General features: G+C 72.5%; 13 protein-coding genes. 4 read left to right on the top strand and 9 right to left on the bottom strand.

What is annotated here, in order from left to right; genetic code table 11:
• Positions 1–144: 144 nt before the first annotated feature.
• Positions 145–1,107: a hypothetical protein gene (locus BN6_RS07690; RefSeq protein ID WP_041312240.1), complete on the top strand. Its 963-nt coding sequence runs from the start codon at positions 145–147 to the stop codon at positions 1,105–1,107.
• 279 nt (positions 1,108–1,386) lie between these two features.
• Here the strand turns inward: BN6_RS07690 and BN6_RS07685 are convergent, their stop codons facing one another.
• On the bottom strand, positions 1,387–1,887 hold the full coding sequence (locus BN6_RS07685; protein WP_015099002.1) for a DUF3145 domain-containing protein: 501 nt from the start codon (positions 1,885–1,887) through the stop codon (positions 1,387–1,389).
• Between the two features lie 403 nt (positions 1,888–2,290).
• Here BN6_RS07685 and BN6_RS07680 point away from each other — a divergent pair, with 403 nt between their 5' ends.
• On the top strand, positions 2,291–3,535 hold the full coding sequence (locus BN6_RS07680) for a hypothetical protein (RefSeq protein ID WP_015099001.1): 1,245 nt from the start codon (positions 2,291–2,293) through the stop codon (positions 3,533–3,535).
• 139 nt (positions 3,536–3,674) lie between these two features.
• Here BN6_RS07680 and BN6_RS07675 read toward each other — a convergent pair whose 3' ends face one another.
• The 5 genes from BN6_RS07675 to BN6_RS07655 form a co-directional block, all read right to left on the bottom strand.
• The gene (locus tag BN6_RS07675) at positions 3,675–4,046 is read right to left on the bottom strand and encodes a hypothetical protein (protein ID WP_148302767.1); all 372 of its coding nucleotides are present in this window, start codon (positions 4,044–4,046) and stop codon (positions 3,675–3,677) included.
• A gap of 118 nt (positions 4,047–4,164) precedes the next feature.
• Positions 4,165–5,541 carry a dihydrolipoyl dehydrogenase family protein gene (locus BN6_RS07670; protein WP_015098999.1) on the bottom strand — a complete coding sequence of 459 codons (1,377 nt, stop codon included), beginning with the start codon at positions 5,539–5,541 and terminating at the stop codon, positions 4,165–4,167.
• A gap of 106 nt (positions 5,542–5,647) precedes the next feature.
• On the bottom strand, positions 5,648–6,388 hold the full coding sequence (locus BN6_RS07665; RefSeq protein ID WP_231905130.1) for a TetR/AcrR family transcriptional regulator: 741 nt from the start codon (positions 6,386–6,388) through the stop codon (positions 5,648–5,650).
• Between the two features lie 131 nt (positions 6,389–6,519).
• A complete protein-coding gene (locus BN6_RS07660) occupies positions 6,520–6,942 on the bottom strand; it encodes a hypothetical protein (protein WP_084672587.1) in 423 nt (140 codons plus the stop codon).
• A gap of 1,132 nt (positions 6,943–8,074) precedes the next feature.
• Positions 8,075–8,962, bottom strand: a complete 888-nt coding sequence (locus BN6_RS07655) for an NAD(P)-dependent oxidoreductase (RefSeq protein WP_015098995.1) — start codon at positions 8,960–8,962, stop codon at positions 8,075–8,077.
• Positions 8,963–9,257: 295 nt separating this feature from the next.
• On the opposite strand from BN6_RS07655, the gene BN6_RS07650 reads away from it, so the two are divergent.
• Positions 9,258–11,507, top strand: a complete 2,250-nt coding sequence (locus BN6_RS07650; protein WP_015098994.1) for a HelD family protein — start codon at positions 9,258–9,260, stop codon at positions 11,505–11,507.
• On the opposite strand, the gene crcB is transcribed toward BN6_RS07650, so the two are convergent.
• The 3 genes from crcB to BN6_RS07635 are packed head-to-tail and all read right to left on the bottom strand — an operon-like array spanning position 11,494 to position 12,633.
• Complete coding sequence (gene crcB, locus BN6_RS07645) at positions 11,494–11,835, bottom strand: fluoride efflux transporter CrcB (RefSeq protein WP_015098993.1); 342 nt, start codon at positions 11,833–11,835, stop codon at positions 11,494–11,496. The genes BN6_RS07650 and crcB overlap by 14 nt on opposite strands.
• Positions 11,832–12,206 carry a fluoride efflux transporter FluC gene (locus BN6_RS07640; protein WP_015098992.1) on the bottom strand — a complete coding sequence of 125 codons (375 nt, stop codon included), beginning with the start codon at positions 12,204–12,206 and terminating at the stop codon, positions 11,832–11,834. Before BN6_RS07640 ends, crcB begins: the two co-directional genes overlap by 4 nt.
• Positions 12,196–12,633, bottom strand: a complete 438-nt coding sequence (locus BN6_RS07635; RefSeq protein ID WP_015098991.1) for a MarR family winged helix-turn-helix transcriptional regulator — start codon at positions 12,631–12,633, stop codon at positions 12,196–12,198. The genes BN6_RS07640 and BN6_RS07635 overlap by 11 nt, the downstream gene beginning before the upstream one ends.
• Positions 12,634–12,849: 216 nt before the next feature.
• On the opposite strand from BN6_RS07635, the gene BN6_RS07630 reads away from it, so the two are divergent.
• Positions 12,850–13,659: an SAM-dependent methyltransferase gene (locus BN6_RS07630; RefSeq protein ID WP_015098990.1), complete on the top strand. Its 810-nt coding sequence runs from the start codon at positions 12,850–12,852 to the stop codon at positions 13,657–13,659.

Raw genomic sequence — 13,659 nt, 5'->3', positions numbered from 1 at the left:
CACCGCAGAAATCGGAGAACACGATTAATGGGGATTTCTTTCGGCTGACACGGCAGGCCTGACCGGGGTTTCTCCGGTGGTATCGGGAAGAAATTGTCTAACCTGTGGGCAGCCATCCCCTCCGGACACGTCGAGGCACTGCCCATGCATTCCTGGATCAAGCCCCTCGTGGTGCTCGCCGTCTGCGCCACCACGGTCACTGCCTGCGGGAAGACCGACGAGATCGGAGACGTCGCACCGCCGTTGCCCGGCGAGAACGGCCTGCCCGCCCTGCCCGGGGACTCCGAAAAGGGCGGAAAAGCCCCGATCGGCCACATCGGCTTCCAGCCGCCGATCGTGCCCATCACTTTTACGATCAACACCAAGGGCGAGATCTCGGTGGCGGTCAGCGCGGAGATCGTGACACCGTTCGGCAAGGTGAAGGTCGGCGTGAACCAGCGGCTCGACGAGGACACCGTCACCGACGAGGAGGACCGCGAGCTGCCCCCGCCGCCGGCCGACGAGCGCGAGGTGATCATCTGCCCCGCCGAGCAGACGCCGACCCGGTGCGACCGGTACACCATCCACACCGGCCGCAAGCTGCGGGTCGCCATCGACGGCAAGGTCGTCCAGCACATCGACACCCGGCGGCAGGTGCTGTTCACCGCGCCCGGCACCAGGATCAAGGTGACCGACGACGGCCCGGCCCCGGTGACCGGGACGCCCGGCCCCGCGCGGGTCGACATCGAGGAGTTCAAGTTCCACGCCACCGGGCAGGACACCGAGGTCGACCTGGAGCGCTCGCGGTCCGGGTACCGCTCGGACCTGGCCTACAACCACATCAGCGGCGAGCTGAAGGCGATCAACGGGGCGCGGATCGGGCGGATCGAGAACTACGGCGTCCGGGACCTGTGGCGCAACCTCGACGCCCAGAGCCTGCCCGGCGAGAAGGAGTGCGGCGAGACCGGCGACTGGCGCGAGTCGTTCGCCGACGGGGACTTCACCGACGACCTGACGGTGGCCTGCGTGAAGACCGCGGAGGGCGACCTCGGGTACCTGGTGCTCGGCCGGCTCGCCGACCGGCGGCCCCCGGCCTACCGGGTGTACTCGCACGTCTGGGTCCGCTGAGGACGAACCCCGGGATGCAGTGGGCCCGGCGCGTACCGGGTGGTCGAGCGCGGCGGGTTCCGGGCGCGCGGCGGCGGGCCGCGTGCCGGTACGGGCGGGACGACCCAGTCGGAAGCTGGTCGGTCGGAAGCTGGTCGGGATCCTGTCGGTCGGGAGCCGGCAGCGGGGGTTCGGCGGATCGGGACATGGTGGCTCGGGACGTGGTGGCTCGGGACGTGGTCGGCCGGGACCCGGTGGGGCGGGTCGGGTCCGACCGCGTCCGGGGTGGACGCGGTCGGGTCAGCCGACGCGGTGCAGCCAGGTGACCGGCGCGCCGTCGCCCGCCCGGCGGAACGGTTCCAGCGCGTCGTCCCAGGCCGCGCCCAGGATCTCGTCGACGCCGTGGGCGAACGACTCGCCGCCCCGGCTGCGCGCGGCCAGCGCGCGCAGCTGGTCCTCGGACACGACGATGTCGCCGTTCGCGCTGGTCCGGGCGTGCCACAGGCCCAACACGGGCGCGAAGCAGTAGCGGACGCCGTCGACTCCGGGGCTCGGGTCCTCGGTGACCTCGAACCTCACCATCGGCCACGCGCGCAGCGCGGCCACCAGCCGGGCGCCGGTACCGGCGTCCCCGTCCCAGGCGCACTCGGCGCGCAACTGGCCCGGAGCGGCGGGCTGTGCCGCCCACTTCAGGTCCGCTCGCTCACCGAGGGTGCCCGAGATGGCCCACTCGACGTGCGGACAGACCGCAGACGGCGACGAGTGGACGTAGACCACGCCACTGGTGCTGCGGGTGCTCACAGCTGACCTCCGCTACTCGACGAGGGACGTCTTCCCCTACGGCCTGTCGACGCGGACGATCCGGTGAATTCCCGACATGGTCATTCTGCCCGCTGGCGGTGCGGTCCGCCAGAAGAACCAGCACGTTCATCACCCGGGCGGGTCAGATACAGGACTTTCGACCCTAAAGTGCAACCTCAGCGCGTGCGACAGCTCCGAAGAGGTCACATTCCGAGATCACTTCGTCACGCTCGCGTGATCAACGCGGGCCCGCTCCGGTAGCACCACGACCGGCCGGTGGACCTCGGCGCGGGTCACCGCCATCGCGGTGAAGTCGAACCCCACCCGCGTCTACCGCCGATCCACGGGCACAGCCACCCCCGGCGGCGCTACCGTGTTCGACCGTGTGGAACGGTGTGATCTTGTGCGGCTGATCCGGCTCGGAGCCGAGCCGACCCAGATCGGTGTGGACGTGCGTGCCGCGCTGAGCACGTGGGGCACCGGCGACTCCGTGCTGGGCGGGGTGGCCATGCTCGGCGTGACCCCGCCGGACTGCCCGCGCACCCTCGACGCGGTGATCGTGCTGCCTCGCGGCGTGCTCGTGGTGGTCGGCGTCGACCTGCCGGACCCCGCGATGCGGCTGGAAGCGCCGCTGGCCGGCCAGTGGCGGATCGACGGCTGGCCGCTGACCCGCCCGGACGGCGCGACCAGCCCGGCCGCCGAGGCGCTGGCGGCGACCACCGCCGTGGCCCGGCGGATCCAGGACATGCGCGGCGAACCGCTGCCGGTGACGACGGTGGTCGCGGTGGGGCCTTACGTGGCGCACGTCGTGCAGCCGACCGGCGACCTCAACCGCGGCGTGCGGGTGCTGCACCCCAAGCCCACCACGCTGCTCGCGGCGGCCCGTGAACTGGCCACCAGCGACCGCCCGTGCTCCGCCGAGCACGCCGCCAAGCTGCTGGCCGTCCTCGCGCCCACCGGCATCCCGCCGGACACCCGGCAGTTGCGCGCCGAGGGGTTCCCGGACGCGGCGGCCGACCTGGCGTCGGCCAGCACCATGCTGCTGCCCAAGGTGCCGCCCGCGCCGCGCCGGCCCCGGTGGCTCCCGTACGCGGCGGCGGGCGTGGTCGCGGTGCTGCTGGTGGTGGGGCTGGTCGTGACGCTGACCTCCGGCGGGGAGTCCGCGGCGACGCAGTCCGCGAGCTCCACACCGCAGCCGACGACGGTGGTCGTGGACGGCCGGAACTTCACCCCCAAGGGCGCGGACCGGAGCGAGGACTGCGCGAAGCACGCGTTCGGCGACGTGCAGGTGTGGTTGTCCGGGCACATGTGCATGCAGCTGCGGCGGGCGCAGTACGAGACGGTGGTGGACGGCCGCAAGGTCGGCGTCGCGGTGTCGGAGCTGAACCTGCCGGACGCGGCACGGGCGGGCGAGCTGCGCCAGGTGGCGTCGGCGGCCGGCTCCGGCGGGGTGACCGCGCTGGTCAAGGACGGCCGGACGTGGCCGGGCGGCCCGGTGTCGTTCGACCGGTCGGCGATCCGGACGGCGACGAAGACCAACCAGGTCCGCATCGCCCAGGTCGTGTGGGCCGAAGGCGAGTCCGACCCCGCCGACCCGGCGTTGACCGCACTCGCCGACCAAGCGCTGCGCCTGCCCTCCACCCAGTAGCCGCTTGCGGGGTGTCGGTCACGGCGTTTCGGTTGCCGTGATCCGTGCTGGTCGCGGTAGTCCGTTGCGGTGACGGGTGCTACGCCGTTCGGGACAGGTGTCGAGCGTGGTACGGAGTGGTGCGGGGTCGGGTTGGCGGTCAGCGGCCGGTGCGGACCAGGCCGACCGCGATCAGCCCGAACGCCACGTGCAGCACGATCGCCAGGCCCGCCACCGTGCACAGCATCTCGGTGCCCGGCCGGCCGGTCAGCGCGCCGCAGGAGAACAGCCACCCCGCGACCGCCACCGCGAAACCCAGACCCAGCAACGACTTCGGCACGTGAGCCAGGCAGAGCACGGCGTTGGACCGGGCGCGGAGCAGGGTGAACAACACCACCGGGGCGACCAGGAAACCCGGCAGGTGCACCACGAACGGCGTGAACTCGGGCCCGCCGGGCGTCAACGTCGTGCCGATCAGGAACGCGCACCAGAGGACCGCCGCGGTCGCGAGGGCAACGGTTCCTCTGGTCACTTGTCTCAGTGTAATGAGGCAGACCGCGAAATTTCGGAGTTGGCACCTAATGGGGCACAAGACGTACGGCACTCGGCGTACCGCTGATCTCGGTGCGTGAGCGGCGGTCTACCGGCGGTCAGAGACCGTAGGCCTCCAGCAGCCGCAGCCACACCTCGCTGATCGTCGGGTACGCCGGGACCGCGTGCCACAGCCGGTCCACGGTCACCTCGCCGACGATCGCGATCGTCGCGGCGTGCACCAGCTCCGCGGTGTCCGGGCCGGCGAACGTGACACCGACCAGGGTGCGCCGCCGCTCGTCCACGATCATCCGCGCCTTGCCCCGGTAGCCGTCCGCGTGCAGCGACGACCCGGCCACCGCGATGTCCAGGTCCACCACCCGGATGTCCAGGCCCGCCTCGCGCGCCTGCGCCTCGGTCCACCCGACCGACGCGACCTCGGGGTCGGTGAACACCACCTGCGGCACCGCGGTGTGGTCGGCGGTGGCGACCGGCGCGGTCCACGGCTCGGGGTCGGTCGCGCCGGTGACGATGGCCGTGCCGACCGCGCGGGCGGCGTACTTCCCCTGGTGGGTCAGCAGGGCGCGGCCGGTGACGTCGCCCGCCGCGTAGAGCCAGTCGACGCCGTCGACGCGGCCGGTGTCGTCCACGGGCAGCGCGTCGCCCGCGGTGAAACCGAACCCCTCGACGCCCAGGTCGAACGTGGCGGGCTGCCGGCCGGTGGCGACCAGGAGGTGCGCGCCGGCGACCGACGTGCCGTCGGACAGCGCCAACGCGATGTCACCATCCACAGTGGACACACCGGTGGCCTTGACGCCGGTGCGCACGGTCACGCCGTCCTCGCGCAGCCCGTCGAGCACCAGGTCGCCCGCGAAGTCCTCGAACTTGGGCAGCGGGCGCGCGCCGGACACGACCAGCGTCACCGCCGAGCCGAGCCGGGCCCACGCCTGCGCCATCTCCACGCCGACCACGCCGCCGCCGAGCACCACCAGCGACGTCGGCACCTCCTGCGCGGAGGTGGCCTCCCGCGACGTCCAGTACGACACGTCCGCGAGACCGGGCAGCTTGGGGATGCGCGGCACGCTGCCGGTGCACACGACGACCGCGCGGGACGCCGTCAGCACCCGACCATCGACTTCGACCTGACGTTCGCCGACCAGCCGCCCACGACCCCGCACGACCTCCAGACCGGCACCCTCGGCCCACCCCACCTGGCCCGAGTCGTCCCAGTCCGACGTGAAACCGTTGCGCCGCTTGAGGACCGCGGCGGGATCGAGCCGTTCGCCGACGGGCACGCCGGGGACCCGACGGGCGGCGGCGAGCGCGTGACCGGGCCGGAGCAACGCCTTGCTCGGCATGCAGGCCCAGTACGAGCACTCACCACCGACCCGTTCGGCTTCCACCAACGCGGTCTTCAGGCCCCCGGCGGCGGTCCGGGCGGCGGCGTTCTCGCCCACCGGTCCGCCGCCGATCACGATCACGTCGAAGTCGCTCACCGGTCCAGCCCACACCACCCGGGCCGGCGCGGCAAGTCATGCCGGGTCGAACGCCCCCGGTCAGGCCGGGTCGGACACCCCGATCACGCCGGGTCGAGCACGCCGGTCACGCCGGGTCGAACACCCCGGACAGCATGCGGAGTATCACGCCGTCGGCGGTGCGGAGGACGACGGTGCGTTCGGCGGGTTCGACCCGTTCGGCCAGCTTGTACATCGCGTCGGCGGTCTGGGTGGCCATCCGGAACGTCAGCGCGACCGGCGCGTCCCCCCGGACGCCGAAGCGGTTGACGAACAGTTCGCGGAGCCGTTCGGCCATGAGTTCGTACTGGTCGACGCTGGCGTCGAGGTGGTGGCCGTCGAACAGGTCGCTGAACCGGACCCGCCCGAAACCGGGCAATTCGACCAGCATGCGGAGGTAGACGTCCACGACTTGCTGCACCGCTTCCCGCCAGTTCGCGGCGAGGTGCCCTTCGTTGAACAGCGTTTCGACCCGCTTGAGGTACTGCTCCATGCCGCGCAGCGCCAAGGCGTGCACAACAGAACGCTTGTCCGGGAAGTATTGGTAGAACGAGCCGATTGGCACGCCGGCGAGCTCGACGATCCGGGCTGTGGTGATGTCGTCGTAGTCGTACTCGTTCAGCAGCCGCGCGCACGCGTCGACAATGGCGGTCACCGTGGCGGCACCCCGCTGCTGGACAGGCTGACGGCGCATCACCTTGGCTAAGCGGTTTTCGGCGGGATTTTCATGCACTCGCACATCTTGATGGATACGGACCAGTAAGCCCAAACACTGGATTGGGACAGCTTCATCACGGATCGTCGCACGTACGCGCAGGACTGCGGTCACCACGTGAGCACCGCTCGCATTGGCCGCCGGGTGTCCCGAATGGACTTGGCGGATAAGCCGCAGGTCGCGCGGTAATTATCGGCAAAACGTTTGTCCGCCGGACAATCGCCGGTACTCGCGGGTAACAGCCGCTAGCCCGCGTCCTGCCCCGAACTCGCGCCGAGCGGGGCCCGCGCGGCCGGTCGCGGCGCGGGCAAAGCGTGATCGAAACTTGACTTCGCCCACAGGTCTTTCGGTTCAGAACGCGAGCGTGGTGGTCTCGTCACATAGGGTTTCAGCAATCCCGCGATCACCAACCCGGGAGCGATCAACGGCACCACCGCCGACAAGGCGACCGACGTGGCGGCGGCCCGCGCGACGTCCTTCGGGATGATCGCGATCCGGTCCACCACGAACGCCCGCCGGCCGGGAATGGACAACAACCCCAGGACCACCAGAAACACCGCGAACGTCAGCAGCGCCCGGTGCACCGCGCCATATCCCACGGACTCGGCCGCGAACATCACCGAGAGCCACCCGAACAAGGCCGACAACTGCTGCCGGGCGGTGGTCATCGCCCACAACAACCCCCCGACAACCGCCAACCACCCGGTGCGCCCCGCACACCACGAGCCGACCGAGTCGAGCCACCCCACCGGAACCCCGGCCCACCCCACCGGCCCCCGCACGACGTCCAAGGGCCCCAACCCCCCGAACCCCTGCCCCACAACCCACGCCAAGGACCACACCGACACGAACACGGCGAACCCAAGCTGCCACGGCCCCCGATCCACCACGACCCGCCCAAGCCGAACCAGCTCCCGCCGATGCTCCTTCACATTCCCAGGGTGCCGCCTCCCCCACCCACCCGCCCGACCTATCACCCACGTGCCCGCCGACTGCCGCTCACCGGGTGACCACCCCGCCCCACCCCCTCACCCGCCGTACCGCACGCCCCACAACGGCACGCCCCACACCGCACTCGCCCCCCGCCCCTCGATCTCGTGTCTCCCTCGATCTCGTGTCTCCCTCGGTCCTCCGTCTCCCTCAGCTCTGCGTCTCCCCAGTCCTGCGCCTCCCCCGGCCCCCGTCTTCCTTGCCACCGTTCTCCCTGCCGCCGTTCTCCCCGCCGCCGTCCTTCCCTGCCAGCGCCAGCTCCCTGCCAGCGCCGGCCTGGCGCGCACGGCCGACCGAGCCGCAGCGTTGCCGCTGCGCTGCCCAAGCGCTGCGGCGGCGCGCGAGCCCAGCCCGCGCTCGCGTCGGCGCGTACGGCCGGCCGGCGCGCACCGCGTCGACGCACGCGGCCCCGTGACAGTCGGCGCTTGCGCCCGGCGGCGGCCCACGCGTCAGGCCGGCGGCCGTCCGCGCGTCTGCCCTGCGGCTGTCCACGCGTGCACCAGCGGCGGTTCACGCGTCTGCCCAATGCCGGGGCCCTGTGGGGGCCGGGTACGTCCGCCGGGTGCTGCGGGGCGGGTACCGGTTGTTCGGTACGCGCGCACCACCGGGTGCTGACGTTGTCAGTCGCCTGAGTCGCCACCATGCCTATTTAGGCTCATGCTTCGAGAGGCCCGGCAGGTTGTCACGTTCCCGCTGCTTCACCTGAAGGTGTAACCGGCCGACGCGGCCGACCCATGTAGCCGTCCCGGTGTAGCCGTCCCGTGTGTAGCCGTCCGTGTGCGGCCGTAGCCAGGGCTGGGAGCCGTGTGGTCAGGGACGGCGGCGGTTGTGGGTCAGGGATTGGTAGACCTGGTAGATGCCGCTGTGGTCGTCGTCTTCGAGGCCCAGTGCGCACATCGCCGTGTACATCTGACCCACTGCCGCTGTCACCGGCAGCGGGACGTTCGAGGCTCGGCCTGCCTCCAAGGCGAAGGCCAGGTCCTTGAGCTGGTGTCGGGCTCGGCCTCCCGGGGTGTAGTCGCCGCTCACCCACTTCTCCCGCTTGGCTTCCAGCGCCGCGCCGCCCGCCAGTCCCCCGCCCAGCACGTCCAGCACGGTCTCCGGGTCCAGGCCGTTCGCCACGGCCAGTGCCAGCGCCTCCGACACGGCGTTCAGCACCGCGCCCACCACGATCTGGTTGCACGCCTTGGTCATCTGACCCGAACCCAGCGGCCCCAGGTGGCGGACCGTCGTGCCCAGGACGCTGAAGTACGGCTGGAGCCTCAGCACGTCGTCCGCGTGCCCGCCGACCATGATGCTCAACGTCCCCGCCTCGGCCCCGATGTCGCCGCCGCTCACCGGGGCGTCGACCAGGCGCACGTCGGGCAGTTCCTCGCCCAGCGCCCGGACGGCGGCCGGCGAGTGGGTGCCCATGACGACCAGCACCGGGCGTTCGACCTCGCGCCACCCGGCCAGCAGGCCGGTCGGCCCCTCCAGCACCTCGACCACGTCGGCCAGGTCGGGCAGCACCGTGAGCACCACCGGCAGGGCGGCTTCGGCCGGGGTCCGCACGGACACCGCGCCGGCGGCCCGGACTTCGCCGTCGCGGCCGGGGGTGCGGTTCCACGCGGTGACGGGGAAGCCGGCTCGGGCCAGGTTGCGGGCGATCGGGCGGCCCATCGCACCCAGGCCGAGCACGGCGATCGGGTCTTGGCGCATGGGCGTCATCCTGGTCGCCGCGTGGCCGTGCCGCCAGGCACCGCCCGGCGCCGGCAAGCCCGCCGAACCGAGGGGGCCGGCCCCATGGCGGAACAAAGGGCGGGGTTCGTGACGGAAGCGGCCGCGTGGCCAAGCCGCACATCGGCGGGAACCGGCAGAGCGACCGGCAGAACGGGGCACAGGTGGAGGCGCGCTGACGAAAGACCGTGTAGATTGAACTTTCTGCGCGCGCAGAGAGGCGTCAGGCGAAAAGCGGCACAGCCTGATAAAACACGCTATCCAGAAATGAGGCACGTTGTCAACCCCCTCCGACGACCTCCGACTCGCGGACATCGAGTCGGAGCAGGAATACGTGTCGATGCTGTACGGCAGGCTGGACGACCTCCGCGAACTGAGCTCGAAGCGGCTGGCCGGGTCACTGCGGGAAACCGGTGGCACCCACCAGATGCGCTCCGAGCGGGACACCTCGGTGGCCATGTACTCCGACCAGCTCGCCCAGTACAGCGCGGTCGAGAACGGGTTGTGCTTCGGTCGGTTGGACTTCCACACCGACGACCGCTTCTACATCGGCCGGATCGGCTTGTTCGACGAGGACAAGGAGTACGAGCCGCTGCTGATGGACTGGCGCGCGCCCGCCGCGCGGCCGTTCTACCTGGCCACGGCCGCCGCGCCGGACGGGGTGCGCCGCCGCCGGCACCTGCGCACGAAGCAGCGCCGGGTGGTGGGGTTCGACGACGAGGTGCTCGACATCAACTCGGTGGACCCGTCGCGGCACACCGAGGGCCTGACCGGCGAGGCGACGCTGCTCGCCGCGGTGAACGCGAGCCGCACCGGGCAGATGGGCGACATCGTCGCCACGATCCAGGCCGAGCAGGACCGGATCATCCGCACCGAGCTCAACGGCGTGGTGGTCGTGCAGGGCGGTCCCGGCACCGGCAAGACGGCCGTCGCGCTGCACCGCGCCGCGTACCTGCTCTACACGCACCGCCGCCAGCTGGCCAAGCGCGGCGTGCTGGTGGTCGGCCCGAACTCGACGTTCCTGCGCTACATCGGCCAGGTGCTGCCGTCGCTGGGCGAGACCGGCGTGCTGCTGTCCACGGTGGGCGAGCTGTTCCCCGGCCTGACGGCGGTGGGGCGCGAGCCGGCCGCGACGGCGGCGTTGAAGGGCCGCGTCGAGATGGCGGACGTGGTGGCGCACGCCATCAAGGACCGCCAGGAGGCCCCGGCGCTGGTGGAGGTGCCGTTCGAGCAGGACGTGCTGCGCCTGGACCGCCGGGCGATCACGGCGGCGCGCGGCCGGGCCCGGCGGACCCGCAAGCCGCACAACGAGGCGCGCCGCGCGTTCGCGCGGGAGATCATCTCGACGTTGGCCTCGCAGGCGGTGGGCCGGCTGGGGCGGCACCTGCTGGACCAGGCCGACATCGACGACATCCGGCGCGAGCTGCGCGAGGACGCCGAGGTGCGGGCGGCGATCGACCGGCTGTGGCCGACGTTGACCCCGCAGAAGCTGCTGGAGGACCTGTACTCGTCGCCGAAGCGGCTGGCGAAGGCGACGCCGAGGCTGTCCGCCGACGAGCGCGCGCTGCTGGTGCGGCCGCGCGGCGCGGCGTGGACGCCGGCGGACGTGCCGCTGCTGGACGAGGCCGCCGAGCTGCTCGGCGAGGACGACACCGAGGCGAAGGCGCGCGCGGAGCGGCAGCGCCGGCAGGCGATCGACTACGCGCAGGGCGTGCTGGACATCCTCGACCTGGAGGACGACGCGGACCCGGACATCCTGATGGCGACGGACCTGGTGGACGCCTACCGGCTGGCCGAGCGGCACGGCGCGGAGCGCTACGAGACGGCGGCCGAGCGGGCGGCGGCGGACCGGACGTGGACGTTCGGGCACGTGATCGTGGACGAGGCGCAGGAGTTGTCGCCGATGGCGTGGCGGACGCTGATGCGGCGCTGCCCGAGCAAGTCGATGACGGTGGTGGGCGACATCGCGCAGACCGGGGACATCGCGGGCGCGTCGTCGTGGCACGAGGTGCTGTCGCCGTACGTGATGGACCGCTGGAAGCTGACCGAGCTGACGGTGAACTACCGGACGCCGTCGGAGATCATGGCGGTGGCGGCGGACGTGCTGGCGAGCGTGGACCCGGAGCTGGTGCCGCCGACGTCGGTGCGCGACAGCGGGGTCGAGCCGTGGAGCGCGCGGGTGCCGGCGGTGGCGGAGGCGCTGCCGGCGCTGGTGACGGCGGAGGTGTCGGCGATCGGGGACGGCAAGCTGGCGGTGATCGTGCCGGTCGAGCGGGTGGCGGCGCTGCGGTCGGTGGTGCCGGGCGCGTCGGACGACCTGGACGCGCAGGTGGTGGTGCTGGGGGTGGCCGACGCGAAGGGTCTGGAGTTCGACTCGGTGCTGGTGGTGGACCCGGCGGGGATCCTCGCGGAGTCGCCGCGCGGGGCCAGTGACCTGTACGTGGCGCTGACCCGGGCGACGCAGCGCCTGGGCGTGGTGCACGAGGACGACCTGCCGGCGGTGCTGAGCCGGCTCAAGTCCGGGTGAGCAGGTGGCCGGCGGCGGCCGCGCCGACGCCGGCCAGGACGCTCACCGCGACGTTGGCGAACGCCTGCCGGTAGGCGCGGTCTTCCAGCAGCCGCACGGTGTCGAAGCTGAACGTGCTGTAGGTGGTGAGGCCGCCGCAGAACCCGGTGCCGACGAGGGCGGCCCAGGCGGGCGCGGCCCCGGTGAGGCAGCCGAGCAGGAACGAGCCGGCGACGTTGACGGTGAGCGTGCCCCACGGGAAGCGGTGCCGGGTCCGCAGGGCGCGGTCGGTCAGGTGGCGGGCGACCGCGCCGACGGCCGCGCCGCAGAACACCAGCAGGGCGGTCACCCGGTCACCTTCCTGGTGATCGCGAGGCCGGCGGCGGTGGCGGCGAGCGCGCCGAGCAGCGTCCCGACGAGGTAGAGGGCGCCCCAGCCGGGGCCCAGCCGCACGACGTCGAGCGCGTGGGCGGAGAACGTGGTGAACCCGCCGAGGAAGCCGATGCCGAGCAACGGCCGGGCCAGCGGGTGCAGCCGGGGCACGAGGGCCATCAGCACGCCGATCAGCGCCGAGCCCAGGACGTTGACCGCGATCGTGCCGGGGATCCCCAGGCCGGTGAAGGCGTACCGGGCGAGGCCGCCGAGGCCGCCGCCGAGCGCGATGGCGGTGAGCACTGCGGGGGTGGCCGCCCGGCGCGGGGCGGGGGTGTCAGCTGGCACGCAGGTGGTCTACCAGGTGGTCGAGGGCGGACAGGGCGCGGACCACGTCGGCGCGCTCGCCGGGGTCGAGCCGGTCGAGGGCGGAGCCGATGCGCTTCTCGTGCGCGGCCTGCCAGACGGCGAGCTGCTCGTGGCCCTGCGGGGTGACCGAGAGCCGCGCGACCCGGCGGTCGGCGGGGTCGCCGCCGCGGGCGACGAGCCCGCCCTCGATGAGCTGGCCGACCAGTCCGCTGACCGTGTTGGGGGCCAGTCGCAGCTCGGCGGCGAGGTCGCCGACCCGCATCGGCGGGCGTTCGGCGAGGGTCTGGAGCAGCTCGACCTGGGCCATCGGCAGCGAGTCCCACGGCCATTCCGACCGGATGCTGGTGCGCAGGGCGCGGCGCAGTCTGGTGACCACGTCGGTGAGCGTGCGTGCCTCGTCTGACATGGGCGAATGGTACTGAGTTCCAGGCGCGTGAGCCGCCGTGTCCGCATCGCGGGACGACCCTGCGTGACGGGTGCCGGGCGGTGCCGCGGCACCCCACCCCCTACGCCGATCGGGGGCAAGCGCGCGCGGGCACTGCCGGCGGCGAGTTCCGCTCAGTAGCCTCTGCGCGCGGGCACCGGGTCCGGTCCCCTCCGCGTGGAATCGGGAGTTGTTGGCGTGACGGAACGCTCGGGCTGGGTCCCGGACGACGTGGACACCGGTCTGCCCAGCGCGGCCCGGCTGTACGACTACCTGCTCGGCGGTGGCCACAACTTCGCGGCCGACCGGGCGCTGGCCGAGAAGTTCCTGCTGGCGCAGCCGAACGCGCGGACGATCGCGCGGCTGAACCGGGCGTTCCTGCGCCGCGCGGTGCTGCACCTGGCCGCCGGCGGGGTGCGCCAGTTCCTCGACCTCGGGTCGGGCATCCCGACGGTGGGCAACGTGCACGAGGTGGCCCGGCGGGCGGACCCGGGGGCGCGGGTGGTCTACGTCGACTTCGAGGACGTGGCGGTCGCGCACAGCAGGCTGATGCTGGAGCACGACGAGCAGGCGGCGGTCGTGCAGGAGGACCTGACCGACCCGGCCGCGGTGCTGGCCGCGGCCCGCGGCACGGGGCTGCTGGACTTCACCGAGCCGGTCGGCGTGCTCGTCGTGGGGGTGTTGCACTTCGTGCCGCCGGAGAAGGACCCGACGGCGGTGGTCGCGGCCTACCGGGACGCGGTCGCGCCGGGCAGCGGGCTGGCGGTCTCCCAGTTCACCGCGGACCTCCAGCCGGTGGAGATGGCCGGGATCGTCGAGGTGATGAAGAAGAGCATGAACCCCATGTTCCCGAGGTCGTGCGCGGAGATCACCGCGCTGTTCAGCGGGTTCGACCTGGTCGAGCCGGGTGTGGTGCCGCTGCCGCTGTGGCGTCCGGAGGAGGGCGCGGTGCAGGAGGGCGATCCGGGGCGGGCGGGCATCCTCGCCGGGGTCGGCCACAAGAGGTGA

Origin of the sequence: Saccharothrix espanaensis DSM 44229 (assembly GCF_000328705.1) — a bacterium.
Taxonomy (GTDB): Bacteria; Actinomycetota; Actinomycetes; order Mycobacteriales; family Pseudonocardiaceae; genus Actinosynnema; species Actinosynnema espanaense.
Note: the sequence above shows the minus strand (reverse complement) of the source record. Positions and strands in the feature narration are given on the sequence as shown.

Excerpts from the sequence above, each read along its gene's own strand:
- BN6_RS07690 (WP_041312240.1), top strand. The coding sequence starts at position 145 with ATGCATTCCTGGATCAAGCCCCTCGTGGTGCTCGCCGTCTGCGCCACC.
- BN6_RS07660 (WP_084672587.1), bottom strand. The coding sequence starts at position 6,942 with ATGACCACCGCCCGGCAGCAGTTGTCGGCCTTGTTCGGGTGGCTCTCG.
- BN6_RS07655 (WP_015098995.1), bottom strand. The coding sequence starts at position 8,962 with ATGCGCCAAGACCCGATCGCCGTGCTCGGCCTGGGTGCGATGGGCCGC.
- BN6_RS07635 (WP_015098991.1), bottom strand. The coding sequence starts at position 12,633 with ATGTCAGACGAGGCACGCACGCTCACCGACGTGGTCACCAGACTGCGC.